This is a genomic window from Arthrobacter sp. NQ4 (genome assembly GCF_029077345.1).
Lineage (GTDB): Bacteria > Actinomycetota > Actinomycetes > Actinomycetales > Micrococcaceae > Arthrobacter.
Genome location: NZ_JARETC010000005.1, coordinates 125,836 through 150,594 on the forward strand (window position 1 = coordinate 125,836; position 24,759 = coordinate 150,594).

18 protein-coding genes are annotated in these 24,759 nt (G+C 68.4%); 14 read left to right on the forward strand and 4 right to left on the reverse strand.

Annotation, left to right across the window (positions count from 1 at the left end):
- Window positions 1–66 precede the first annotated feature (66 nt).
- Window positions 67–1,314 carry an FAD-dependent oxidoreductase gene (locus tag PUN51_RS10980; RefSeq protein WP_275180944.1) on the reverse strand — a complete coding sequence of 416 codons (1,248 nt, stop codon included), beginning with the start codon at window positions 1,312–1,314 and terminating at the stop codon, window positions 67–69.
- On the reverse strand, window positions 1,307–2,602 hold the full coding sequence (locus PUN51_RS10985; RefSeq protein ID WP_275180945.1) for an MFS transporter: 1,296 nt from the start codon (window positions 2,600–2,602) through the stop codon (window positions 1,307–1,309). Before PUN51_RS10985 ends, PUN51_RS10980 begins: the two co-directional genes overlap by 8 nt.
- A 48-nt stretch (window positions 2,603–2,650) precedes the next feature.
- Between PUN51_RS10985 and PUN51_RS10990 the strand changes: the two genes are divergently transcribed.
- The 9 genes from PUN51_RS10990 (at window position 2,651) to PUN51_RS11030 (ending at window position 13,225) form a co-directional block, all read left to right on the forward strand.
- A complete protein-coding gene (locus tag PUN51_RS10990; RefSeq protein WP_224024831.1) occupies window positions 2,651–3,457 on the forward strand; it encodes an IclR family transcriptional regulator in 807 nt (268 codons plus the stop codon).
- A 108-nt stretch (window positions 3,458–3,565) separates the two neighbouring features.
- Entirely contained in the window at window positions 3,566–4,696 is a 1,131-nt protein-coding gene (locus PUN51_RS10995; protein ID WP_224024829.1) for a cupin domain-containing protein, read from the forward strand.
- Complete coding sequence (locus PUN51_RS11000) at window positions 4,696–5,520, forward strand: fumarylacetoacetate hydrolase family protein (protein WP_159633069.1); 825 nt, start codon at window positions 4,696–4,698, stop codon at window positions 5,518–5,520. Before PUN51_RS10995 ends, PUN51_RS11000 begins: the two co-directional genes overlap by 1 nt.
- Window positions 5,520–6,278 carry a maleylpyruvate isomerase family mycothiol-dependent enzyme gene (locus PUN51_RS11005; RefSeq protein WP_275180946.1) on the forward strand — a complete coding sequence of 253 codons (759 nt, stop codon included), beginning with the start codon at window positions 5,520–5,522 and terminating at the stop codon, window positions 6,276–6,278. Before PUN51_RS11000 ends, PUN51_RS11005 begins: the two co-directional genes overlap by 1 nt.
- 243 nt (window positions 6,279–6,521) lie before the next feature.
- Window positions 6,522–8,117 (forward strand): PucR family transcriptional regulator, encoded by a 1,596-nt coding sequence (locus PUN51_RS11010; RefSeq protein WP_159633075.1) that lies wholly within the window; start codon window positions 6,522–6,524, stop codon window positions 8,115–8,117.
- Complete coding sequence (locus tag PUN51_RS11015; protein ID WP_275180947.1) at window positions 8,114–9,067, forward strand: glutaminase; 954 nt, start codon at window positions 8,114–8,116, stop codon at window positions 9,065–9,067. Before PUN51_RS11010 ends, PUN51_RS11015 begins: the two co-directional genes overlap by 4 nt.
- A 45-nt stretch (window positions 9,068–9,112) precedes the next feature.
- Window positions 9,113–10,630 carry an amino acid permease gene (locus tag PUN51_RS11020; protein WP_275180948.1) on the forward strand — a complete coding sequence of 506 codons (1,518 nt, stop codon included), beginning with the start codon at window positions 9,113–9,115 and terminating at the stop codon, window positions 10,628–10,630.
- A gap of 37 nt (window positions 10,631–10,667) precedes the next feature.
- Window positions 10,668–12,383, forward strand: a complete 1,716-nt coding sequence (locus PUN51_RS11025; protein ID WP_275180949.1) for a thiamine pyrophosphate-dependent enzyme — start codon at window positions 10,668–10,670, stop codon at window positions 12,381–12,383.
- A 197-nt stretch (window positions 12,384–12,580) separates the two neighbouring features.
- Window positions 12,581–13,225: an NADPH-dependent F420 reductase gene (locus tag PUN51_RS11030; RefSeq protein WP_275180950.1), complete on the forward strand. Its 645-nt coding sequence runs from the start codon at window positions 12,581–12,583 to the stop codon at window positions 13,223–13,225.
- Between the two features lie 78 nt (window positions 13,226–13,303).
- On the opposite strand, the gene PUN51_RS11035 is transcribed toward PUN51_RS11030, so the two are convergent.
- Window positions 13,304–13,651: a hypothetical protein gene (locus tag PUN51_RS11035; protein ID WP_275180951.1), complete on the reverse strand. Its 348-nt coding sequence runs from the start codon at window positions 13,649–13,651 to the stop codon at window positions 13,304–13,306.
- Between the two features lie 354 nt (window positions 13,652–14,005).
- On the opposite strand from PUN51_RS11035, the gene PUN51_RS11040 reads away from it, so the two are divergent.
- The 4 genes from PUN51_RS11040 to PUN51_RS11055 all read left to right on the forward strand — a co-directional run bounded on the left by PUN51_RS11040 (window position 14,006) and on the right by PUN51_RS11055 (window position 22,527).
- Window positions 14,006–14,662, forward strand: a complete 657-nt coding sequence (locus PUN51_RS11040) for a DUF4232 domain-containing protein (protein ID WP_275180952.1) — start codon at window positions 14,006–14,008, stop codon at window positions 14,660–14,662.
- 235 nt (window positions 14,663–14,897) lie between these two features.
- Window positions 14,898–16,448, forward strand: coding sequence for an FAD-dependent oxidoreductase (locus PUN51_RS11045; protein ID WP_275180953.1), 1,551 nt, complete (start codon window positions 14,898–14,900; stop codon window positions 16,446–16,448).
- Between the two features lie 126 nt (window positions 16,449–16,574).
- Window positions 16,575–21,704 carry a DNA glycosylase AlkZ-like family protein gene (locus PUN51_RS11050; RefSeq protein ID WP_275180954.1) on the forward strand — a complete coding sequence of 1,710 codons (5,130 nt, stop codon included), beginning with the start codon at window positions 16,575–16,577 and terminating at the stop codon, window positions 21,702–21,704.
- Window positions 21,697–22,527 (forward strand): Fpg/Nei family DNA glycosylase, encoded by an 831-nt coding sequence (locus tag PUN51_RS11055; protein WP_224024813.1) that lies wholly within the window; start codon window positions 21,697–21,699, stop codon window positions 22,525–22,527. The genes PUN51_RS11050 and PUN51_RS11055 overlap by 8 nt, the downstream gene beginning before the upstream one ends.
- Window positions 22,528–22,545: 18 nt before the next feature.
- On the opposite strand, the gene yczE is transcribed toward PUN51_RS11055, so the two are convergent.
- Window positions 22,546–23,166 carry a membrane protein YczE gene (yczE, locus tag PUN51_RS11060; protein WP_275180955.1) on the reverse strand — a complete coding sequence of 207 codons (621 nt, stop codon included), beginning with the start codon at window positions 23,164–23,166 and terminating at the stop codon, window positions 22,546–22,548.
- Window positions 23,167–23,226: 60 nt separating this feature from the next.
- Between yczE and yczR the strand changes: the two genes are divergently transcribed.
- Window positions 23,227–24,738 carry a MocR-like transcription factor YczR gene (gene yczR / locus PUN51_RS11065; protein WP_275180956.1) on the forward strand — a complete coding sequence of 504 codons (1,512 nt, stop codon included), beginning with the start codon at window positions 23,227–23,229 and terminating at the stop codon, window positions 24,736–24,738.
- The last annotated feature ends 21 nt before the right edge of the window (window positions 24,739–24,759 follow it).

The following is a 24,759-nucleotide window of genomic DNA, read 5'->3' on the forward strand; positions in this document are numbered from 1 at the left end:
CGAAAAGGCGGGCGTACGACGCCGGGAGCCACCCGCCGTCGTACGCCCGCCTTGGAATAGTGGTGCTTAGGCTCCCACGAGCTTGGCGCCGGCAGGAACCTCCACCGGGGCGCCGGGCACGTCGCGGCCGTACAACCAGTCGTTGTACTGGAAGTTGTTGTCGCCGCGGCTCTTGAACAGCATGTTCCGCAGGACGCGGGCCACGCCGTCCACGTGCCAGGACTCGCCCCAGATCCGGGCGATGGTCTGGACGCGGGCGGTGCGCGCCGCGCGGGTTTCGTTGAACTCGCGGAAGGCATCCTCCCATGCACCGGCGTCGATGCCTTCGGGCGTGAAGACCTTGTGCTGCGCGGCGTCCTGCAGCACAGCAGCATCCTCGAGTGCCTGGCAGGCGCCCTGGGCCAGGTACTGCAGCATCGGGTGGGCGGCATCGCCGATCAGTGCCATGCGGCCGGAGACCCAGGTCTCGATCGGGTTGCGGTCGTACATGGGCCAGCGGATGCCGGTGGCCAGGTTCTTCAGGGCTTCCTGCACGGCGGGGACGCAGTCCTTGTAGGCCGCCTGGAGTTCGTCCACGCCGCCGTACTGCTCTTCGCCGCGCTCGAACGACGGGGACTTGAACACTGCCACGGTGTTGAGCAGCTGGCCCTTGCGGAGCGGGTACTGGACCAGGTGGCAGTTCGGGCCGAGGTAGACGATGACGTCCTCCAGGTCCGCGGCGGGGGTTTCCTCGGTGATGGGCACGGTGCCGCGGTACGCCACGTAGGCGGAGTTGACGGGGCCGTCGTTGGCGACGGTGGCGCGGAGGGTGGACTTCAGCCCGTCGGCTGCCAGGATGGCGTCAGCCTCGAACACCTCACCCTTGGCGGTGTAGGCGCGGGCCCGGTCGCCGTCGGTCTCCACCTTCTGCACCAGGACGTCGTTCACCAAAGTGACGCCGGCTTCCTGGCACGCTTCGAGCAGGATCCGGTGCAGGTCGCTGCGGTGGATCACCACGTAGGGGGCGCCGTAGCGTTCCTCGAATTCGCCGCCCAGGGTCTGGCGGGTGAGTTCCTCGCCGGTGATGGCGTCGCGGAACACCAGGTGCTTGGGCTGGACGCCGATTTCCAGCGCCTTCTCCAGCAGGCCCCAGCGCTTGAGGACGCGGGAGGCGTTGGGGGCCATCTGCAGGCCGGCGCCTACTTCGCCGAAGGCGGGTGCCACTTCAACCAGGGTGACGTCGGCGCCGTTTTCGCGAAGCGCCAGCGCTCCGGCGAGTCCGGCCATGCCGCCGCCCACTACCAGGACGTCGGTGGACGCTTTGACGTTAGACATTGGAAACTCCTACTGCTGTTGATTTCTTGATTTTGGTACCGACGGCTGCGAGCAGGACTGCTGCTGCTGCGGCTGCTCCGGCAAATGCCAGGAAGTTCGAGTTGACGCCCAGCCCCGCCGCGAGCAGGAGCCCGCCGGCCTGCGGGGCGGCTACAGCCCCGATCCGGCCCACGCCGAGCGCCCAGCCAAGGGCGGTGCCGCGCAGGTGTGCCGGGTAGTGGCTTGCCACGGCGGCGATGATCAGGCACTGGGTGCCGTGCGTGCCCACGCCGGCGAGCACCAGCATGAGGTAGACGACGGCGACCGGCGGCCCGGTCACCAGGACCAGCAATCCGATGGCGGCCACGGCCGCTGCCGCGATGGCGGTGGGAATGGGGCCGAACCGGGTGCCGGCCCAGGCGGTGAGCACCGAGCCCGCCACCGCGCCAAGGTTGAGGGCCAGGGCGAACGTCAGGGCGGACCCGAGGTTGTAGCCTGCCAGCTGCATGAGGTTGGGCAGCCAGGTGCCCAGCCCGTACCAGGCGAAGAGGGTCACCAGGGTGCCAATGGCGAACAGCAGGCTGATCCCGAGGTAGGGCGCACGGAGCAGGGATCCGAACCCCACGGCGTCCTTGGCGGTGCTGCCCTGGGCTGCGCCCTTGGGGCCCGGCGCCAGGGTCTCCGGCAGGTAGCGGATGCCCAGCGGGATAACCACCACCAGGGCGACGACGGCCACCAGGAACATGACGGGCCAGCCGAAGGCCGGGATCAGCGGAATGCCGACGAGGGCGGCGATGGAACCGCCGATGGGGACGCCGGACATCATCAGGGTGGCGATGGTGGACCGCCACTTTTCGGGAACGAGTTCTGCCACCAGGGCATTGGCCGACGGCACCAGGCCGCCCAGGCCAATGCCTGCCAGGAGACGCAGGCCGCCGAAGACGGGCGCGTTGGGGGCAAAGGCGCAGAGGATGGTGAAGAGGGAGAACACGACGGCGCAGCCGATGATGGTGCGCCGGCGGCCCCAGCTATCGGACATGCGGCCTGCGAAGACCGCTCCGATCATCATGCCGATGAAGGCCATCGACCCGATGGTGCCGGCGGTGGCCTTGGTCAGGCCCCAGCCGGTATCGCTGATGAGCGAGCCCTGGACCGTCCCATAGACGATCAGGTCATAGCCGTCGAAAACGACCAGCAGCCAGCACACCAGGACGGCAAGCACGGAACGCCGGGGAAACCCGGAACGGCCGGCGCCCGGGGCGGGGGCGGCCGTGCGCTGCGGCGCTGCAGCGGAAGTTGTGTGATTCATCCCACCACTGTGCTGGCAGCCATACCGCTCCGCACATAAGATTCTGTTATGCAGAATCTTCCGGCCCGACGGAAGCCCACCTACTCCATTGAGGCGGTGGACAACGCCCTGCAGCTGCTGCAGCTCCTGCGGGACGTGGGCAGCCTGCGGCTCAAGGACGCCGCGGCGGAGCTGGGCGTGGCCCCGTCCACCGCCCACCGGCTCCTGGCCATGCTGGTCTACCGCGGCTTCGCGGTGCAGGACGAAACGCGCCGTTACGTGCCGGGCCCGGCGATGGGCGCCGGCCCTGCCGGGTTCAGCTGGACCCGGCAACTGCGCGACATCTCCCGGCCACACATGGAAGTCCTGTGCGCCCGCACCAACGAGACCGTCAACCTGATGATCCGGGTGGGCACCAAGGTCCGGTTCCTGGACACGGTGGAAAGCTCAAACATCCTGCGTGTCGGCGACCGCCAGGGGACATTGCTCCCGGCGCACAAGGCATCGGGAGGCAAAGCCATCCTGGCGGAGCTGGAACCGGCCGCGCTGGAACAGCTGTTCCGCAGCCCCAACGCGGAGCTGGCCGGCGACTACATTCCCGACGCCGAGTACCCGGCATTCCTGCGCGAACTTGAGTCGGTGCGGGCCAACGGATTCGCTGCCAACTTCGAGGGCACCGAGGAGGGCATCAGCGCCTTCGGGATGGCGCTGCACAACGGCAAGGGCATGGTGGTGGGCGCCTTGAGCGTCGCCACTCCGGTGGCCAGGTTCCGGCCACTGTTCGACGCAGGGCTGGTGGGCGTGATGATGGAAACCCGGCGCCAACTGGAGATGGACATCGCGGCCAATCCGGCCGACGGCGGCGCGGGCGGCTGACCACGACTGGCAGCTCTTTCTGCTGTACAGAATATGCTGGGGATCACAGCGCTCATTCCTTAGGGTCGAATCCACGTCGCAGTCAGTCCGCACGCAAGGAGAAGGCCAGTGTCGATCAGCGCTGAAAACCAAACGCACGAATCCGTGGCACAGGAACACCATGTTCCCGAGCCCACCCCCGAGGAGGCTGCCCAGCTCGAGCAGCTGTACAAGGACTTCAACAAGGAAAACCTGATTCCCCTGTGGACGGAGATCGCGGACCTGATGCCCATGGTCCCGTCCCCCAAGGCGGTACCGCACGTCTGGCGGTGGGATGACCTGTACCCGCTCGCCGCCCGCGCCGGCGACCTGGTACCCGTGGGCCGCGGCGGGGAACGGCGGGCCATCGCCCTGGCCAACCCCGGCCTGGCCGGGACCCCGTACGCCACCCCCACCCTCTGGGCCGCCATCCAGTACCTGGGCGGCCGCGAAACCGCCCCCGAGCACCGCCACTCCCAGAACGCCTTCCGCTTCGTCGTCGAAGGCGAAGGCGTGTGGACCGTGGTGAACGGCGATCCCGTACGCATGTCCCGCGGCGACTTCCTGCTCACCCCGGGCTGGAACTTCCATGGCCACCACAACGACACCGATGAGCCCATGGCCTGGATCGACGGCCTGGACATCCCGTTCGTCCACTACGCCGACGCCGGGTTCTTCGAATTCGGCACCGAACGCGTCACGGACGAGGCCACGCCGGACATCTCCCGCTCCGAGCGGCTCTGGGCCCACCCCGGCCTGCGCCCGCTCTCCGGACTGGAGAACACCACCAACTCCCCCATCGCCGCCTACCGGTGGAAGTACACCGACGCCGCCCTGCGCGAGCAGCTGCTCCTGGAGGACGAGGGCCACCCCGCCACCGTGTCCCAGGGCCACGCAGCCATCCGGTACACCAACCCCACCACCGGCGGGGATGTCATGCCCACCATCCGCGCGGAGTTCCACCGCCTGCGGGCCGGCGCCTGGACCGAGACCGTCCGCGAGGTGGGCTCCAGCGTCTGGCAGGTCTTCGACGGCACCGGCACCGTGACGCTCAACGGCGAAACCAGGGTCCTGGCCAAGGGCGACCTGTTCGTGGTCCCGTCCTGGGCCGCCTGGTCCCTGCAGGCCGAATCCGAGTTTGATTTGTTCCGGTTCAGCGACGCACCCATCTTTGAGCGCCTGAACTTCAACCGCACCTACATCGAAGGACGCACCAAGTAATGAAACTCCTCACCCTCCGCACCGCTGACGGCACCAAGGCGGTCCGCCAGGACGGCGACACCCTCACCGAGATCCCAGGCTTCTCCGACGTCGGGGCCCTGCTGAAGGACCCCAACTGGGAAACCACCGCCAAGGCGGCCAACGGCGCAACGCACCCAGTGGACGGCGCCGACCTCGCCGCCGTCGTGCCCTCCCCCGGCAAGATCATCTGCGTGGGCCACAACTACCGCAACCACATCAAGGAAATGGGCCGGGAGGTTCCCGAGCACCCCACCCTGTTCGCCAAATACGCCGAATCCCTGATCGGCCCCAACGACGACCTGGCCCTGCCGCAGGAATCGGACACCGTGGACTGGGAAGCCGAACTCGCCGTCGTCATCGGCAAGGCCGGCCGCCGCATCCCCGAATCCGAAGCCGCTGAGCACATCGCCGGGTACTCCGTGCTCAACGACGTCTCCATGCGCGACTACCAGTTCCGGACCATCCAGTGGCTGCAGGGCAAGACCTGGGAGAAGTCCACCCCGTTCGGGCCGGCCCTGGTCACCAAGGACGAGTTCACCGCCGGCCCGCTGATGACCTCCGCCGTGGACGGCGAAGTCCAGCAGTCCACCCCCACCTCGGACCTGGTGTTCACCCCTGAGTTCCTGGTCTCCTACATCTCCACCATCATCACCCTGAACCCGGGCGACGTGATCGCCACCGGCACCCCCGGCGGCGTGGGCCACGCCCAAGACCCCAAGCGCTACCTGCAGGAGGGCCAGGTCCTGGTCACCACCATCGAGGGCCTGGGCCAGCTGACCAACCGCGTGGTCAAGGAAGCCTGATGGTTGCCCGGCACGACCAGACCACCGATCCCGTCCTGCTCGACGGGCTCCTGCAGGCCCGGCGCGGCACCGCGTTCTTCGCCCGCAAGCTCAACGAGCTCACGGACGCGGAACTGGACGGGGACTCGCTGCTGCCGGGCTGGACCCGCCGGCACGTTGTGGCCCACGTGGGCTACAACGCGCGGGCCTTGGCACGGCTGGTCGAATGGGCAGCCACCGGCGTGGAGACCCCCATGTACCCCTCGGTGGAGGTCCGCAACCACGAGATCGACTTCGGCGCCACGCTCAGTCCCATCGCGCTGCGGAACCTGTTCGACCACTCCGCCGTGCACCTGAACGTCGAGTGGCGCGACCTGCCCGCCGACAACTGGCACCACAAGGTCAAGACCGTCCAGGGCAGGACCGTTCCCGCCGAAGAGACCGTCTGGATGCGCACCAGGGAAGTGTGGGTGCACGCCGTTGACCTGGACAACGGGGCCACGTTCCGGGACATCCCCGCACCCGTCCTGGAACGGCTCCTCACGGACATCACCGGCGCCTGGCACACCCGCGGCACGGACAAGGACCTCGTGGTCAAGGTCACCGGCCAGCCCTCTGCGCTGGTCTTCGGTGACACGGCAGCCGCCTCCCCCACCCTGGTGTCCGGCTCCCTGGCCGCCATTGCACAGTGGGCCACCGGCCGCGGCACGGACGGCACCACGGCACAGCACGACGGCGGATCGGTCACCCCCGCGCCCCCGGCCCCGGCCTGGATCTAGCTGCAGATCGAGCGCCCGGGCAAGCCATCTGCCACACCGCACCCAAGGCGGGCCAGCATACGCTGGCCCGCCTTTGCCGTTGCCCGCCGGACTCCTCCCACGCAGCCGGCCTTCGCCTCGGGCTGCAAACCAAAAATCCGTCCCCGCGTTTGGGACCGGGCCCATAATCAGGACGGCGGCCGCTGGATAGCATGAGGTGACCGGACAGAGCCGTCCGGCGGGATCGACGCAAAAGGAAAACCCATGGCCGCGGTTACGGTGGATGACATCCTCTCGGACCTCCCCCTTGGCTTCGCCAGCCTCATCCTCCGTCCAGCCCCTTCGGTGCCGGCCATTGAACGGTTCCTTATTGTCGACGCCGACGACGAGTCCGTCGAGGCTGCCGGCGCGTTTGTCCTGCTCATCGGTGTCCGCGGCCGCTCCGCTCTGCCGGCGCTCCGGCGGCTCCTGAAGGACCCGCCCCCGGTGGTAGCCGTCAAGGGCGACCGCGAAGACCTCGCCGAAGCGGAAGAACTCCTGCAGGCGGCGGGCTCGGGCCTCCTCCTGGTTGATCCCGCCGCCGACTGGGACCGCCTGCTGTCCATCGCAAAGGACCGGATCCAGCCACGCAGCTACGAGAGCGAAGTCCTCACCCTGCTTGAGGAAGACCTGTTCGCCATCGCCCAGACCACGGCCAGGCTCACCTCCAGCCACGTGCTGATCGAGGACGCGGCCAACAAGGTCCTGGCGTACTCCACGGTCACCAACGACATCGACGAGCTCCGCAAAGCGTCCATTCTGTCCCGCCGCGGCCCGCGGAAGTACGAGCTGCTGCTCAAGGACCTGGGTGCATACCGCGAACTCCACCGCACCCGGCAGCCGGTCCGCGTGCCTGCCCGGCCCCAGGACGGGCTGCGTGAACGGGTGGCCATCGCACTCTTCGCCGGGGAGCGGATCATGGGCTACATCTGGCTCCAGGAGACCGGAGAAGGCTTCGGCCCCGACGTGGAGTACGTCCTCACCGGATCCGCAGCCAGGGTTTCCGCCGAACTGATCCGCTACCGCAACCAGCAGTCCGTCCACATGCGGGAGGACCGGGTGGCACGGATCCTGTCAGGTCCCGCCGAGGCCGCCGCCAGCGCCCACAGCGGAAAGATCCCCTCGGAGCGTCCCGCGGCACTGCTCCTGATCGGCATGTCCGACGCCGACTCCCGGGCCGACGACGCCGCGCTCAAGCACGGCGAACTGGCCAACCTGGCCTCCATCCACGCCGCCGCGTACAAGGCATCCGCCGTCGTGGGCCAGTTCAACGGTGACACGGCCATTATCCTGCCGGACCTGCAGTCCAGCACGGCGGAGGCGGGGCTGAGGGCACTTGCCGAAGCAGTGGTCAAGGATGCCCGCAAACACCTGGGCATCATTCCCTTCGCCGCCGTCGGACCGCTGGCGCCGGACCTGCTGTCCATCCACGGGGTCACCGGCATCACTGAAGCACTGCTGGCCTGCGTGCGGAACGCCACGCCGGGCACGGTGGCCACCGTTGACGATTTCGAGGCGGAAATCCTCTACCGCGAGGCCGTACGGAACTTCCACAGCTCACCCTTCCGGCACCGCAGTATGGCGGCGCTGCTCCAGGAGGATGCCGAACTCGCAGCAACCCTGCAGGCCTACTTCGACGCCTGCTTCGACGTCTCCGAATGCGCCAAACACATGAACCTGCACAAGAACACCGTCTATTACCGCGTTGCCAAGGCAGCCAGGGTCACCGGCCTGGACTTCGGCAACCCCCGCGACTCACTGGTGGCCCTGCTCCATCTCCAGGAGTGGGCCGCCTCCACCGACAATCCAGGCAGGAAATGAGCACCACACTCAGCGCACCGCCCCTGGGCCTCCTCCTTAAGGACATCGTCCGGCGCCACCGGCCCAGGCAGAACGCGGGCAGCGTTCCCGGAAACATCCCTTTCCTGGCCACGGTCCCGTTCGACCGCTTCGGCATCGCCGTCGCCACCACCTCCGGCGAGGTCTTCAGCTCCGGGGACGCCGGCATTCCTTTTTCCATCCAAAGCATTTCCAAGGTGTTCACCCTGGCCATGGCCCTGCAGGGCGGCAGGTCCGCCGCCCTGTGGTCCCGGGTGCTGCGCGAACCCTCCGGAACGTCCTTCAACTCGCTGGTCCAGTTGGAAGCCGAAAAGGGCATCCCCCGCAATCCGTTCATCAACGCCGGCGCCCTGGTGGTCACCGACCACCTGCTGGAAGAGACGCCCGACGCCGCCACGCAGCTCCTGCGGTTCCTCACCGAACAAGCGGGGAGCCATGAGCCGGAGCCAGGCTCCCACGCACCGTTCATCGATGAAGCCGCTGCTGCCGGCGAGCTGGCCGGCAGCAGCCGCAACCTGGCCCTGGCGCACTTCCTCAAGGATTTTGCCAACCTCACCCAGCCCGCCGCCGTCGTGGTGGAGAACTACGTCCGCCAGTGCTCCATCATGATGACCTGCGTCCAGCTGGCCCGGGCCGGCCTGTTCCTTGCCAACGACGGCCAGGGATCAACCGGCAGGGTGCTGTCCCCCAGCGAGGCCAAGCGGATCGGCTCCATCATGCTGACCTGCGGCATGTATGACGCCGCCGGCGAATTCGCATACCGGGTGGGCCTGCCCGGCAAGAGCGGAGTAGGCGGCGGGATCCTGGTGATCGTCCCGGGGCAGTGCGCCATCTGCGTCTGGAGTCCCCGGCTGGACGCCAAGGGCAATTCCCTTGCCGGCACCGCCGCCCTGGCCGACCTCTCCGACCGCACCGGCTGGTCAGTCTTCTAAGTTTCCCCATCCAGCAAGATCTTTTCCGGATCGAAAGGAATACCCATGCCCAACAACCCCAATGAAGAGGTTGAGTTCGACCACGTTATTGATGGTGGTCACGCGCATGCGTCCGAGACCTCCCTGCACGCGGAGGACAAGGGTTACCACAAGAACCTGAAGCCGCGGCAGATCCAGATGATCGCGATTGGCGGTGCGATCGGTACCGGCCTGTTCCTGGGCGCCGGCGGCCGTCTCAACGCCGCGGGCCCGTCCCTGGTCATCGCGTACGCGGTGTGCGGGTTCTTCGCGTTCCTGATCCTGCGTGCCCTGGGCGAACTGGTCCTGCACCGGCCCTCCTCGGGCTCGTTCGTCTCCTACGCCCGTGAATTCTTCGGTGAAAAAGCCGCGTTCGTCTCCGGCTGGTTCTACTGGATCAACTGGGCCACCACCACCATCGTGGACATCACCGCCGCCGCCCTCTACATGCACTTCTTCGGCAACTACGTCCCCTGGATGGCCGATGTCCCGCAGTGGGCCTGGGCGCTGACCGCCCTCGTCGTGGTCCTGGCCCTGAACCTGGTCTCCGTAAAGGTCTTCGGCGAAATGGAATTCTGGTTCGCCCTGATCAAGGTCGCCGCCCTCGTCGCGTTCCTCATCATCGGCACCTACTTCGTCATCTTCGGCACCCCCGTGGACGGCCAGCAGGTCGGCATCAGCCTCCTGTCCGATAACGGCGGGATCTTCCCCAACGGCCTGCTGCCCATGATCATCCTCATGCAGGGCGTCCTGTTCGCCTACGCCTCCATCGAACTGGTCGGCACCGCCGCCGGCGAAACCGAGAACCCCGAAAAAATCATGCCCAAGGCCATCAACTCCGTGGTCTTCCGCATCGCCGTGTTCTACGTCGGCTCCGTGATCCTCCTGGCCCTGCTGCTGCCCTTCACCTCCTACCAAAAAGGCGTCAGCCCCTTCGTGACGTTCTTCGGCTCCATCGGCGTCCAGGGCGTGGACGTCATCATGAACCTCGTGGTCCTCACCGCAGCCCTGTCCTCCCTGAACGCCGGGCTCTACTCCACGGGCCGGATCCTGCGTTCCATGTCCGTCAACGGCTCCGCCCCCAAGTTCGCCTCCCGCATGAACAAGGCAGGCGTCCCCTACGGCGGCATCGCCATCACCGCCGTCGTCTCCCTCCTCGGGGTCCCGCTGAACTACCTCGTCCCGGCCGAAGCCTTCGAAATCGTCCTGAACATCGCCTCCGTCGGCATCATCATGACCTGGGCCACCATCGTGCTGTGCCAGATCCAGCTCAAACGCTGGGCCGACAAAGGCTGGGTCGAACGCCCCTCTTTCCGGATGTTCGGCGCCCCCTACACCGGCTACCTCTCCCTGCTCTTCCTCGTCGGCGTCCTCATCATGGTCTTCATCGACTCACCCCTGACCATGCTCGTCACCGCCATCGCCTCCATCCTCATGGTCATCGGCTGGTACGCCTGCCGCCACCGCATCCGCCAAATCGCCGAAACCCGCGAAGGCTTCACCGGCAAAGCACCCGTGATCGCCAACCGGACGCCCATTTCCTGACCACAACGCCTGCAACCCTCCGAGCTGAAGAAAGACCATGACACCAGAGCCGCAGCCCACCCTGACCACCTCCCGTCCCCAGCCCGCCGCCGTCGTCCACCACCAGGACCGTGTGGCGCCCGCCCTCAAATCCGCCGGGCACGTCATCGTCGATTCGCTGGTGGCCCACGGCGTGGAACGCACCTACGTGGTTCCCGGCGAGAGCTTCCTCGACGTGCTGGACGGCCTGCACCAGTCCAGCGTCGAAACCATCGTCTGCCGGCATGAGGGCGGGGCCGCGTACATGGCGGAGGCGGACGGCAAGATGCAGCAACGGCCGGGCGTCGCGATGGTCACCCGGGGGCCGGGGGCCGCGAACGCGCATGTGGGCCTGCACACCGCCTGGCAGGACTCCACCCCCATGCTGCTCTTCGTGGGCCTGATCCCGTTTGCCCACCGGGACCGTGAAGCGTTCCAGGAATTCGACATCAAGTCCTGGTTCGATACCGGCGCCAAGCGCGTCATGGTCCTGGACCATCCGGAGCGGGCCTCCGAAATCGTGGCCGAGGCCATGTTTGCGGCGATGAGCGGACGGCCCGGGCCCGTGGTTGTCGGCCTGCCGGAGGACGTGATCCGGCAGCAGGTCAGCCCGGTTCTCCACCCCGCCATACCCGTAGCCGCTGGGGGCCTGAGCGGTACGGACTCCGCGGCGCTGAAGGCGGCCCTGGCCGAGTCCAGCAAGCCGCTCTTCGTCACCGGCGGCAACGACTGGACGCAGGAGGCAGCCGGGCAGCTCACCGCCTGGTTGGAGCGGCACCACATCCCGGCCGCCGCGGAATGGCGCACGCAGGGGACGGTGTCCTTTGATTCGCCGTCCTACGTGGGGCCCATCGGGTACGGCCGGCCGCGCCCCACGTATGACCTCCTGGAGGAGACCGACCTCCTGGTGTTCGTGGGCACGGTGCCGGGAGATGTGATCACTGACGGATTCGTGTGCCGCCAGGACTGGAGCAAGAAGAACTTCCTGGTGACGGCGGACCCGTCGCTGCGGGGGCGGTCCGGACCCGTGTCACGGCAGATCCTGGCCAAACCGGACGCGTTCGTCCGCGACCTGGCGGGCATTGACCTGCCGGTCAAGGAGGAGTGGAAGGACTGGACGGCGAGGATGCGGGGAGAGCAGGAAAGCTTCGCGGCGCTCCCTTCTGCGGTGCCGGCTCCGGGCCAGGCGAGGATGGACACCCTGATGGCCAACCTGGTGCCCCGTCTTCCCGGGGACGCGATGGTGACGTTCGGGGCCGGAGAACACACCAACTGGGCCCACCGGTATTTCCCCACCCGCCGGTACGCGTCCATGATCAGCGCCCGCAACGGCTCCATGGGGTACTCAGTACCGTCCGCGATCGCCGCTTCCCTGGCTGAGCCCGGGCGGCGGGTGGTGACCATCGCGGGGGACGGCGAGTTCCTCATGAACGGGCAGGAACTCGCCACCGCCGCCCAGTACGGAGCAACGCCCCTGGTGGTGGTCATGGACAACCAGGAGTACGGCACCATCCGCACGCACCAGGAACGGCACTACCCGCAGCGCGTGTCCGGAACGCAGTTGAAGAACCCGGATTTTGCGCTGATGGCCAGGGCTTTCGGCGGCTTCGGCATCACCGTCACGGAGGACCGCGACGTGCCGGCCGCCCTGGATGCAGCGTTGGCGGCCATCGACGATGACGGGGTGTTTGCCCTTATCCACCTCATCGTGGAGCAGCGCGTCAAGGCGTACTGAGGCAACGTGCCGCTGATGCGGCAGGCTCCATCCGGTGACGCGGACGACGGCGGGACCTCCCGCCGTCGTCCGTTTGGGTTTAATTGCCGGTCGGCGGAATAGAACGGCAACTGCTGTAGTTGAAGCTTCAAGTAAGGGCATTTCAACGAAGGACTGCAGTGAATTTCCTATCCCGCCTCTTTGGAAAGAAGAACATCATGACTGACATCACCATCATTGGCACCGGCAACATGGCCCGCGGACTTGCAGCCCGCGCCGTCGCCGGAGGCAACAGTGTCCAGATCCTGGCCCACGGGGACAAGGCCAAGGCCGACGCCCTGGCCGCGGAATTCACAGGCCAGGTGAGCACGGGCGTGCTGGGCGACGCCATCACCGGTTCCATCGTCATTCCGGCGGTATACTTCGACGCCGCCAAGGACATCGTGGCCCGCTACGGCGACAGCCTCGACGGCAAGGTGTATGTGGACATCACCAACCCGGTGGACTTCTCCACCTTTGAAGGCCTCTCCGTTCCCGCCGGCAGCTCCGCCGCGGAAGAACTGCAGAAGACCACCGGAGCCAAAGTGGTCAAGGCGTTCAACACCACCTTCGCCGCCGCATTGGGTGCGGGCAAGGTGGCCGGCCAGCCGCTGGACGTCCTGGTTGCCGGCGACGATGACGACGCTGTCGCCGCCGTGGCCGCCTTCGCTTCTGCCGCCGGCCTGACCCCCATCATGGTGGGACCGCTCCGCCGCGCACGGCAGCTGGAACAGACCGGTTTCCTGAACATCCTGCTCTCAGCCAATGAGCAGCTGCCGCAGTTCCAGTGGAACTCTGCCCTGAGGTTCGTTCCCGCGGCGTAGCCGGGAAGGTATGCAGCTGGAAGACAAAGGGAAGGCCGGCACGAATGTGCCGGCCTTCCCTTTGTCGCTTTCCCCAGGCTACAGCCGATCCGTCCGGTCCTCGCCGCCCTTGTGGCCGGCCCCGCGGAGGTTCTCCTGGACCTTTCCGAACAGGTCCTTGATGGTGGATTCCGCGTTGGAAATGACGTCCACCGGCACGTAAACCTCATGGTTCACGGGCAGATCGTATTCGTCCTTCAGGTGGGTGCCGTTTCCCACTCCCGCCAGGGACAGGTAGACCATGGCTTCCGTCCGTGCGATGCCTGCGAGCTTCCCGAAGACGATGGTGAACTCGTTCGGCTGGAAGCTGATTGTCTGCCCAATATGGCTGCGGCCCAGTTCACCGGCGTGAACGACCTTCTCCGACTGGCTTCCGGTGTAGTCCATGAACTTCTCCTTCGATCGCCAACACGTACGCTGGCAGTCTAACGCCGCCCTCAACGCCGTCACAGGCCCGGAGAGCTTCCCGACAGTTCCACATCACCAGGCGCAGCAGCCAGATCGTGTACACCGACAAAGCGCCCTTGAGCCCTGAGCTCCCCGACACCCTTGCCCTGTCCGCACCCCTGCCGGACAGTGCCGCGCAACCCTGCACTTCCCGACGCCGGCGGCCGGTGACGCGGCAACCGGCAACCAGTTACGACGCATTTGATGCCCGGATCATCACGATCCGGGCATCAAATTGCTGCCAGTGCATGCGGCATCGTTGACGTGGGCAACGGCTACCGCGAAGGTGGTGCCATGAGGTCTCAGAAAATTTCCCAGGGGTTTGCCATGACGACGGCGATAGCAGCGGCAGCACTGCTGCTCACCGCATGTGGTCCAAGCCAGCCGCAGTCCCAGACGACCACGTCTGCCGCCACCGGGCAGGCCAGCCAGTCCCCCACGGGAACGGCGTCCACGCCGCCTCCGGCATCGTCGGCGCCCGCCAGCTCCACCCCGGCCTCCCCCGCCCCCGGCACCACGGCGGCAGGGGAACCCGGCCTGTGCAAGGCGGCAGGGCTCACCGCCGCCACCGATGCATCCGGCGGCGGCGCGGCAGGCAGTGTCTACATGAAGCTCAACCTCACCAACAAGGGTTCCGACCCCTGCATCCTCCGGGGATACGCCGGCGTCTCCCTGGTGGCGGACGCCGCCGGAGCCCCCATCGGCGCACCGGCCACGCGGGACGATTCGGCCGGCGTCGTGGACGTCCTCCTGGCTCCCGGCCAGACCGGCACCGCCGTCCTCCGCTACACGCAGGCCCGAAACTACCAGGGCTGCATGGTCGTGGACGCCGCCGGTTACCGGATCTACCCGCCGGAGGACACCGACTCACTGTTCATCCCGAAGCCCACCACGGCCTGCAGCAACGCCGAAATCACCCTGCTCAGCATCGGGGCATTCCAGCCCGCCTGACCGCTTTGCCCCGCAGGAAGGCCCCGTGACACAAAGGCGGCCCGGCTATCAAGCCGGGCCGCCTTTGCGTCCGGTTGGGCCGGCGTCGGCAGTGCCCAGGAGCAGGGGGACGATGTCGTGCTTAAACCCCAATATCATAAGTACACTTAGCAAATACGCCGCGGATAGCAGGGGTGCATAACGGACCCATCACGAAGCTTGTGAGGGTTGTGGACCGAAGGCAGGTTGGACTGGCATGACGTCGATTTGGCTGGACCGCAGGGCTCCCTTTGCCTCTGATCCGTTCGAACCGGATTCCAGGTACGACACCGTGGTGGCGGGTGCAGGGCTCACCGGGCTGGTCACCGCCCTGCTGCTGGCCAGGTCCGGGCAAAGCGTGCTGGTACTGGAGGCCCGCTCCCCGGGCGCCGTGACCACCGGCAACACCACCGCCAAGGTAAGCCTGCTGCAGGGCACGTTCCTGTCCCAGCTCGCCCGCCAGTATTCGCAGAAACAGGTGCAGGCGTACGTGGACGGGAACAGGGAGGGCCAGGCGTGGCTGCTGCGCTACCTGACGGAACAAAACGTGCCCTTCCAGCGCCGCACTGCCTACACCTACGCTGCGTCAGCCCAGGGCACCGAGAAGCTGCGGGAAGAGATGAGCGCCGCCGGCACCGCGGGACTGGACGTGGACTACGTGCGCGACGCCGGCCTGCCGTTTCCCGTCCACGGCGCCGTCCGCCTGCGTGACCAGGCCCAAATCAACCCGATGGATGTCCTCGACGCGCTGGTGGCGGACATCCGGAGCCGGGGCGGGCGCATTGTCAGCGGCGTGCGGCTTCGCGACGTCACCGGGGACGCGCCCTCCGCCGTCCGGACCGACCGGGGCAGTGTCAGGGCGGACAAGGTAGTGCTCGCCACCGGTATCCCGGTCCTGGACCGCGGCCTCTATTTCGCCAAGCTGAAGCCGGCCCGTTCGTACGCGGCAGCGCTGGAACTGCAGGAGGACCAGGCGCCGCCGCCGGGCATGTACATTTCCGTCGAACAGCCCACCCATTCGCTCCGCGACTACGAGGTGGGCGGGAAGAACCTGCTGCTCGTGGGCGGGCACGGCCATCACGTGGGCAGGACGGACTCCGAGAAGGCGCACCTCGCCGGGCTGCTGGACTGGGCGGGAAAGCATTACCCCGGCGCTGCCACCACCCACACGTGGTCCGCGCAGGACTATATGCCCACCAACCTCATGCCGTTTTTCGGCAAGCTCCCCCGGGGCAAGGGCCAGATCTACTTCGGCACCGGCTACAACAAGTGGGGAATGACCAACGCCGTCGCCGCAGCGCTGGGCATATCGGCTGACATCCTTGGCGGCCAGGTGCCGTGGGCTGACACCATCCACCACCGCGTCACGTCACCGGCCGGCGCGTTCTCCGCCGTCGCGCTGAACGCCGGTGTGGCAGCCAGGCTGGCCTCTGACTGGGGGAAGGTGGCCGCCGAGGGCCGCAGGCTCGATGGCTTGAAGCGGGGCAAGGACCGGGCTTCCTGGCCCGCTCCCGGGGAGCCGGCCACTGCCCCGGCCGAAGGCCAGGGCAAGGTCTACCGCGACGGCAATCGGCCGGTGGCAGTGTCCACCGTTGGTGGAAGCACCTGCAGGTTGTCCGGGGTCTGCACCCACTTGGGCGGCATCCTGCACTGGAACGACAATGAACAGACGTGGGACTGCCCCCTCCACGGCTCGCGCTTCACGAACGAGGGCACGCTTCTTGAGGGCCCTGCCACCAAGGACCTGCCGCAGGCTGGGACGGCGTGAGCGGGGCTGCATTACGCGGGACATCAGTAAGCGGCATCCTGGGTTGGATCAGGCCGGTTTCTGCTGGGGGCGGAGCCGGGGCCAAACGCGGAGTTGGGTGTCGGTGCCTTGGGGCATGATGGAGGCATGAACCAGGAACAGCGTCCTGCCGGCGGTAGCGCCTCCGGTACGGCTGCGCCCATGGGCCAGTTCAGCCGGCCCACCCGGGACTGGTTCCTCGGCGCGTTTTCGGAGCCGACGCCGGCGCAAGCCGGGGCCTGGAACGCCATCTCCTCCGGCTCGCATGCGCTGGTGGTGGCTCCCACCGGCTCTGGAAAAACCCTCGCGGCCTTCCTCTGGGCGCTGGACCGGCTGCTGGTCTCAGCGTCCCACGCCCCTGAGCCTGCCGCTGCGGAGGTGCCCGCGAAAGGCAAGCGCGCCCGGGCGCCTAAGCGTAAGACCCGAGTCCTCTATATTTCGCCGCTGAAGGCGTTGGGTGTGGACGTGGAACGGAACCTCCGGTCCCCGCTGATCGGCATCACGCAGACCGCAAAGCGGCTTGGGCTTCCCGCCCCGCTGATCACCGTGGGGGTCCGGTCCGGGGATACTCCCGCAGCGGAGCGCCGCGGGCTGCTGAGCAACCCGCCGGACATCCTCATCACCACCCCCGAATCGCTGTTCCTCATGCTCACGTCAAAGGCCCGGGAGACCCTGGCCGAGGTGGACACCATCATCATCGACGAGGTCCACGCCGTGGCCGGCACCAAGCGTGGAGCACACCTTGCCGTATCACTGGAACGGCTGGACGCGCTCCTGCCCAAGCCTGCACAGCGCATCGGGCTTTCCGCCACGGTGGAGCCCCGGGAACTCGTGGCGCAGTTCCTTGCGGGTTCGGCTCCCGTGGAGATCGTCGCGCCGCCGGCCCGGAAGAACTGGGACCTGACGGTCTCCGTCCCGGTGGAGGACATGTCGGACCTGCAGGGCGCCGCCGGTGCCTTCGATTCCGGTCCCGCGTCCGGGCTCCAGCCGCAGGCGTCCATCTGGCCGCACGTGGAGGAAAAGATCGTGGACCTGGTCCTGGCCAACCAGTCCACCATCGTCTTCGCCAACTCCCGGCGCCTCGCCGAACGCCTCACCGCCCGGCTCAACGAGATCTACGCAGAGCGCCAGCTGGTTGCCGTGGGCGGCGGCTGGGACGGACCCGGCCCGGAAGGGCAGTCGGCCGCGCCCGGCACTGCGGATGGACCGGCGTCGGGCATTCCCGCGTCAACCGCCACACCGGCCCACATGATGGCCCAGGCCGGAAGCTCCGCCGGCGCGGACCCCGTACTGGCCCGCGCCCACCACGGTTCCGTGTCGAAGGACCAGCGCGCGCTCATCGAGGACGACCTCAAGTCCGGACGGCTGCGGTGCGTGGTGGCAACGTCGTCCCTGGAGTTGGGCATCGACATGGGCGCCGTGGACCTGGTGGTCCAGGTGGAGTCGCCACCCTCGGTGGCCAGCGGCCTGCAGCGGGTGGGCCGCGCCGGTCACCAGGTGGGCGAAATCTCCCAGGGCGTCCTCTTCCCCAAGCACCGCGCTGACCTGGTCCACACGGCCATCACGGTGGAGCGCATGCTGGACGGCAAGATCGAGCGGCTCAGCATCCCTGCCAACCCACTGGACATCCTGGCGCAGCAGACCGTGGCTGCCACGGCGCTGGGCAGCATCGACGTGGAGGAATGGTTCAGCACCGTCCGGCGCTCGGCGCCCTTCGCGTCCCTCCCCCGGTCGGCCTTCGAGGCAACCCTGGACCTGCTGGCGGGGCGGTACCCGTCCGACGAATTCGCCGAGCTCCGGCCAAGGATCATCTGGGACCGCAACGCCGGTACCATCGAGGGCCGGCCGGGAGCCCAGCGCCTGGCCGTGACGTCCGGCGGCACCATCCCGGACCGCGGCCTGTTCGGCGTCTACATCATCGGCACTGAACAGGAGGGCTCGGCTTCCCCCTCCGAGGACGGCAAACCGGCGCGCGCACCCAAGGGCGGCCGCCGCGTGGGCGAGCTGGACGAGGAAATGGTCTACGAGTCACGGGTGGGCGACGTCTTTGCCCTGGGTGCCACCAGCTGGAAGATCGAGGACATCACGCACGACCGCGTCCTGGTCTCCCCCGCGTTCGGGCAGCCCGGCAAGCTGCCATTCTGGAAGGGTGATTCCCTGGGCCGGCCGGTGGACCTGGGCCGCGCGCTGGGCGCGTTTGTCCGCGAACTGTCCGCGTCCGACGCCGGCCCTGCCACCGAACGCTGCAAGGCCAGCGGCCTGGACGACTTCGCCGCCAACAACCTCATCCAGTACCTCACCGAGCAGAAACAGGCCACCGAGGTGGTTCCCAGCGACACCACGCTGGTGGTGGAACGCTTCCACGACGAACTGGGCGACTGGCGCGTCATCCTGCACAGTCCGTTCGGCATGCCGGTGCACGCGCCGTGGGCCCTGGCCGTGGGGCAGCGGCTCCACCAGCGCTACGGCCTGGACGGCTCGGCCATGGCGGCCGACGACGGCATCGTGCTGCGGGTTCCCATGATGGAGGACGAGCCGCCGGGCGCGGAGCTGTTCCTCTTCGATCCCGAGGAACTGGAACAGATTGTCACGGCCGAGGTAGGCGGCAGCGCCCTGTTCGCCTCCCGCTTCCGCGAGTGCGCCGCACGTGCGCTCCTGCTGCCCCGCCAGACCCCCGGCAAACGCCAGCCCCTGTGGCAGCAGCGCCAGCGGTCCGCGCAACTGCTGGACGTGGCCAGGAAATACCCCACCTTCCCCATCGTGCTGGAGACCGTGCGCGAATGCCTCCAGGACGTCTACGACCTGCCGGCATTGAAGGACATCGCCGCGTCCGTGGAGCGGCGCGAACTGCGGATCGTGCAGACCACCACGCAGCAGCCCTCGCCATTCGCCAAGTCCCTCCTCTTTGGCTACGTGGCACAGTTCCTGTACGAGGGCGATTCCCCGCTCGCGGAGCGGCGTGCCGCCGCCCTGGCGCTGGACTCCACGCTCCTCAACGAGCTGCTGGGCCGGGTGGAGCTGCGCGAACTCCTGGACGCCAAGGTCATCGACGCCACCGAACGCGAGCTGCAGCGCCTTGCCCCGGACCGCCGTGCCCGCGGCATGGAAGGCATGGCGGACCTGCTGCGGCTGCTGGGCCCGCTGGATCCGGAGGAGGCCGCTTTGCGGCTGGAACCTGCCGAAAGCCCGGTGGTTGAGGCCGCCGAACCCGCGGTCAATGAGTCCGCCGAACCGGTGGTTGAGCCCGTGGAGGCTCCACGCGCCGAAACCCCCTCCGCCACCGTGGCGGAAGCGGCAGCCCACCTGGCCGCCCTCCAGCGTGCCAACCGCGCCATCAAGGTCAACATCGGTGGCGTTGAACGTTTCGCGGCGGTGGAAGACGCAGCCCGCCTCCGCGACGCCATCGGCGTGCCGCTGCCCATGGGCGTCCCGCTGGCCTTCATTGAGCCGGTTGCCGATCCCCTGGGCGACCTCGTCTCCCGGTACGCCCGCACCCACGGCCCCTTCACCGCGGCGGAGGCAGCGGCCCGCCTGGGCCTGGGCGTGGCAGTAGTGGGCACCGCGCTGAAACGCCTTGCGGCCGACGGCCGCGTGGTGGAGGGCGAATTCCGGCCGCACGTCACCACACCAGGCGCCGCACACCCGGACTCCCCACCACAGGACGGGCCAAAGAACGGCGCCGCGCAGGAATCGGCCCGGGAGTCCGCGCAGGAATCCGGCCTTGAGGCCGGTACCCAGGCAACAGAGGAACTGCCCACCCCTGCGGCCGGCTCCCCCGCCGGCACCACGCACACCATCGCCAGCGAATGGTGCGACGTCGAGGTGCTGCGCAAGCTCCGCCGTCGTTCGCTGGCCGCCCTGCGCGCGGAAGTGGAACCGGTGGACGCCGCCGCCTACGGACGCTTCCTGCCGGCATGGCAGCATGTCAGGACCCCGGGCGGTGGCCGCGGCCAGCCCTCGCTGCGGGGACTGGACGGCATCATCACCGCCATCGACCAGCTCTCGGGCGTGCCCGTTCCTGCCTCGGCCTGGGAACCCCTGGTGCTGGCCACGCGGGTGTCCAACTACCAGCCGGCCATGCTGGATGAACTGATGGCTGCCGGCGAGGTCCTGTGGTCCGGGGCCGGCGCACTTCCGGGGAATGACGGCTGGATCAGCCTTCACCTGGCGGACTCGGTGGAGCTGACGCTCAACCCATCACCCGAGTTTGAACCGGGGGACGCCGGCCAACGGCTCCTGGAACACCTGCGGAACAACGGCGGCGGGTACTTCTTCCGCCAGCTGACCGAGGTGGCCGGAGGCATGGACGCCGTCCTCAGCGACCAGGAAGTGGTGGCTGCGCTCTGGGACCTTGCCTGGGCCGGCAGGATCACCGGGGACACGTTCGCCCCTGTCCGGGCACTCATTGCCGGCGGCCACACAGCCCACCGCCAGGTGGCCCGCGCACCCCGGGCCAGGGCACCGCGGCTCAGCCGCCTGGGCCGTTCCCATGGCACCGGCCTGATGGGGTCCCCCGGGCTGGCCGGGGGCCGGTACGGATCGCAGGGGGCCTCCACCCCGCCCACCGCGGCGGGCCGCTGGTCTGCCCTGCCCGAGCCTGAACTCGATGCCACCATCCACGCCCGTGCCACCGCGGAACTGCTGCTGGACCGCTACGGCGTGGTCACCAGGGGCTCCGTCATGGCTGAGCAGATCCTCGGCGGCTTCGGACTCATGTACAAGGTGCTGGCACGGCTGGAGGAAGCCGGCCGCTGCCGCCGCGGCTACTTCATCGAGCACCTCGGCGCCGCCCAGTTCGCGGTGCCGGCCACCGTTGACCGGCTCCGTTCCTACTCGGAGGACACCCAGCTGGCCAAGGCCGAACCCGTGGCCCTGGCCCTCGCCGCCACCGATCCCGCCAACCCGTACGGTGCGGCCCTCCCCTGGCCGGCCCTGCAGACGGACGCCGGTACCGGCCACCGGCCCGGCCGGAAGGCAGGGGCCCTGGTTGTCCTGGTGGACGGTGCGCTGGTCCTCTACGTGGAGCGCGGCGGCAAGACCCTGCTGGCCTTCAGCGAAGACGACGCCGTCCTGGCGGCGGCCGGTGCGGCGCTGGTGGGTGTGGTGACGCGGGGGGCAGTGGACAAGCTGATCATGGAGAAGGTGAACGGGCACGGAATCCTGGACACCCCGGTCGCCGTCGCCCTCAGCTCCGCCGGCGCCTACTCCACGCCGAAGGGACTGAGGATCCGTGCCTGAGGGGGATTCCGTCTGGCGGGCCGCCCGCCAACTGCATGAAGCCCTGGCGGGCCAGACCCTGACTGCCTCGGACTTCCGCGTGCCCCGGTTCGCCACCCTGAACCTGTCCGGCTGGACCGTCGATGAGGTGATCCCCAGGGGCAAGCACCTGCTGATGCGGGTGGTCAGCCCGGAGGACAAGAGGCTGACCATCCACTCGCACCTGAAGATGGAAGGCGCCTGGCAGGTCTACCCGCCCGGCGGGAGGTGGCGCAAGCCGGGTTACACCGCCCGGTGCGTTCTGCGCACGGCCGTCGCTGACGCCGTCGGCTTCTCCCTCGGAATCGTAGAAGTGGTGGCCACCGCCAACGAGGATTCGATCGTTGGCTTCCTTGGCCCGGACCTGCTGGGCCCGGACTGGGACCCGGACGAAGCCGAACGCCGCATCAGGTCACGCCCCGAGGTTCCCATCGGCGTCGCGCTGCTGGACCAGCGGAACCTCGCAGGGATCGGAAACATCTACCGCTGCGAAGCGTGCTTCCTGTCGGGTGTGCATCCGGCCACTCCCGTATCGGACGTCGCGGACGTGCGGACCATGATCACAGACGCCAAGCAACTCCTGGAGGTCAACCTGGGTCCGGGGCGCCGCGTCACCATCCTCAACACCCGCGGGCTGCCGGTGGGCAGGATGGCCGGCAGGCCCGGCTACTGGGTGTACGGCGGGGAACGGCGGCCGTGCCTGAAATGCGGCACGCCCATCCAGCGTGGACTCCTGGGGAAGCCGAACGGCGAAGAGGAGCGGGACATCTATTTCTGCCCGAAGTGCCAGCCCCCGCCCGCCTGACGTGCTGCAGGGGTGAGGTCAACAGGTCGACGCGCTGGGTTCCTTGACGGTGCTGGACTGACTGGCCGCCACCATGAAGCGCGGCAGCAGGATATGGACCAGCGGACCGATCGCCAGGGCGTAGACCACGGTACCCACACCCACCGAGCCGCCCAGCAGCCAGCCGGCGGCCAGCACGGTGACCTCGATCAACGTGCGGGAGAACCTGACGGTCCATCCGGTGCGCCGGGCCAGCCCGGTCATCAGGCCGTCGCGGGCGCCTGGCCCAAAGCCGGCGCCGATGTAGAGGGCCGAGGCCACGGCGTTAACCAGTACGGCCCCTGCGAGGAGGCCGATCTGGGCGGCCAGGTGGGTTGCCGGCGGGATCACGGCCAGCCCGATGTCCGCGAAGACACCCACCAGAATGGCGTTGCAAAGAGTTCCGAAGCCGGGCATCTGGCGCAGGGGGATCCACAGCAGCAGCACCAGGAAGCTCACGGCGATCACCACCACGCCGATGCTCAGTCCGCTCCGGTTGGCCAGGCCCTGGTGGAACACGTCCCACGGGTCCAGGCCCAGGCCGGCGCGGATGAATATGGCCAGGGAGATGCCGTACATGGCGAGGCCGGTGAAGAGCTGGACAAGTCTGCGGGTCATCATGGAACCATGCTCGCAGCGAACTGGCATTGAATTACATAGCCAGTCTGAAATACTGGCTACATGGCTGCCGCCCTTACCGCCCTCGCCCTGTCCCGCCTCCTTGGCCCCTGGAACACGGGCACTGGGCCCGCGTACCGCGAACTGGCTGATGTCGTGCGGCTGCTGATCCTGGATGGCCGCATCCCGCTGGATACTGCCCTGCCCAGCGAGCGTTCACTGTGCTCCACCCTGGCGGTCAGCCGGACCACCGTCACTGCGGCTTACGCCAACCTCCGGGAGCAAGGCTTCCTGAGCAGCGGCCAGGGCAGCCGCGGCAAGACCCGCATCCCCGAACTGACCCCGTTCGGCCCGGCACTTTTCGGTCCGCAGCCGCCTTCCACCGGCCCGCTGGCAGCACCCGGACTCACCGCACCCGGGCTCACCGCGCCCGGGCTCATGGCGCCCGGAGGTTTGGTGGACCTGGCCTATTCGGCGCTGCCCGCCAGCGGGGAGGTGGTGCACCGGGCCTTCGCCGCGGCGCTGACGGAGCTACCGGCATTGCTTCCCGGGTTCGGCTATGACGCCCTGGGACTGCTGCCGCTGCGGCAGGCGGTGGCGGACCGTTACTCAGCGGCCGGCGTGCCGACACAACCGGGCCAGATCATGGTGACCTCCGGCGCCCAGCACGCCCTGACCATCATCATCCGCACCCTGGCGGACCGGCAGGACCGGATCCTGGTGGAGCACCCCAGCTACCCGCACGCGCTGGATGCCATCCGTTCCGCCCGGTGCCGCCCCGTGCCGGTGGCCTTCGCCGATTCCGGCTGGGACCTGCCCGCGATGGAAGCCGCCATGGTCCAGCAGCAGCCAAAACTCGCCTACCTGGTCCCGGATTTCCACAACCCCACCGGCATGATCATGCCCGATGCCCAGCGCCGCCGGCTGGCCCGCGCGGCCGCCGCGGCCGGAACCGTGCTGGTGGCGGACGAAACCCTCCGTGACCTCAACCTCGACGGCGTTGCCACCACTCCCCTGGCGGGTTTCGGCAGCGCCGTGGTGTCCATCGGATCACTGAGCAAGTCCCACTGGGGCGGGCTGCGCACCGGCTGGATCCGCGCCTCGGAGTCCATGATCCAGCGGTTCGCCGCCGCCCGGACCACCCTGGACCTGGGCGGGCCCGTCATGGAACAGCTCGCGGCAGCACACCTGGTGCGGGCACTGGAGGAGCCCCTGCCCGCCCTGTTAAAGATGCTGCGCCGCAACAGGTCCACACTGCTCGGCCTCCTCGCGGAGCACCTTCCCACGTGGCAGGTGGCGCCGCCCGCCGGCGGCCTCTCCGTGTGGTGCCGGCTGCCCGGCCCCATCAGCACGGCCCTGACCGTCCTGGCCCCGGAATACGGCATCAGGCTGGCGGCCGGGCCCCGGTTCGGAATCGGCGGCGCATTTGAACGCAACCTGCGGCTGCCGTTCACCCTCCCGCCGGACAAGCTCGAGACGGCAGTCCTGGCGCTGCGGGCGGCCCAGGACCGGCTGGACGCCGCACCCCAGCTGCGGCGCTCACTGACCCAGGCGCCCGCCGTCGCCATCGCCTGACCAGCCGCTGCCGGAATCGCC

Excerpts from the sequence above, each read along its gene's own strand:
- PUN51_RS10980 (WP_275180944.1), bottom strand. The coding sequence starts at position 1,314 with ATGTCTAACGTCAAAGCGTCCACCGACGTCCTGGTAGTGGGCGGCGGC.
- PUN51_RS10985 (WP_275180945.1), bottom strand. The coding sequence starts at position 2,602 with ATGAATCACACAACTTCCGCTGCAGCGCCGCAGCGCACGGCCGCCCCC.
- PUN51_RS10990 (WP_224024831.1), top strand. The coding sequence starts at position 2,651 with ATGCAGAATCTTCCGGCCCGACGGAAGCCCACCTACTCCATTGAGGCG.
- PUN51_RS11000 (WP_159633069.1), top strand. The coding sequence starts at position 4,696 with ATGAAACTCCTCACCCTCCGCACCGCTGACGGCACCAAGGCGGTCCGC.
- PUN51_RS11005 (WP_275180946.1), top strand. The coding sequence starts at position 5,520 with ATGGTTGCCCGGCACGACCAGACCACCGATCCCGTCCTGCTCGACGGG.
- PUN51_RS11010 (WP_159633075.1), top strand. The coding sequence starts at position 6,522 with ATGGCCGCGGTTACGGTGGATGACATCCTCTCGGACCTCCCCCTTGGC.
- PUN51_RS11015 (WP_275180947.1), top strand. The coding sequence starts at position 8,114 with ATGAGCACCACACTCAGCGCACCGCCCCTGGGCCTCCTCCTTAAGGAC.
- PUN51_RS11020 (WP_275180948.1), top strand. The coding sequence starts at position 9,113 with ATGCCCAACAACCCCAATGAAGAGGTTGAGTTCGACCACGTTATTGAT.
- PUN51_RS11025 (WP_275180949.1), top strand. The coding sequence starts at position 10,668 with ATGACACCAGAGCCGCAGCCCACCCTGACCACCTCCCGTCCCCAGCCC.
- PUN51_RS11030 (WP_275180950.1), top strand. The coding sequence starts at position 12,581 with ATGACTGACATCACCATCATTGGCACCGGCAACATGGCCCGCGGACTT.
- PUN51_RS11035 (WP_275180951.1), bottom strand. The coding sequence starts at position 13,651 with ATGGACTACACCGGAAGCCAGTCGGAGAAGGTCGTTCACGCCGGTGAA.
- PUN51_RS11040 (WP_275180952.1), top strand. The coding sequence starts at position 14,006 with ATGAGGTCTCAGAAAATTTCCCAGGGGTTTGCCATGACGACGGCGATA.
- PUN51_RS11045 (WP_275180953.1), top strand. The coding sequence starts at position 14,898 with ATGACGTCGATTTGGCTGGACCGCAGGGCTCCCTTTGCCTCTGATCCG.
- PUN51_RS11050 (WP_275180954.1), top strand. The coding sequence starts at position 16,575 with ATGAACCAGGAACAGCGTCCTGCCGGCGGTAGCGCCTCCGGTACGGCT.
- yczE (WP_275180955.1), bottom strand. The coding sequence starts at position 23,166 with ATGATGACCCGCAGACTTGTCCAGCTCTTCACCGGCCTCGCCATGTAC.
- yczR (WP_275180956.1), top strand. The coding sequence starts at position 23,227 with ATGGCTGCCGCCCTTACCGCCCTCGCCCTGTCCCGCCTCCTTGGCCCC.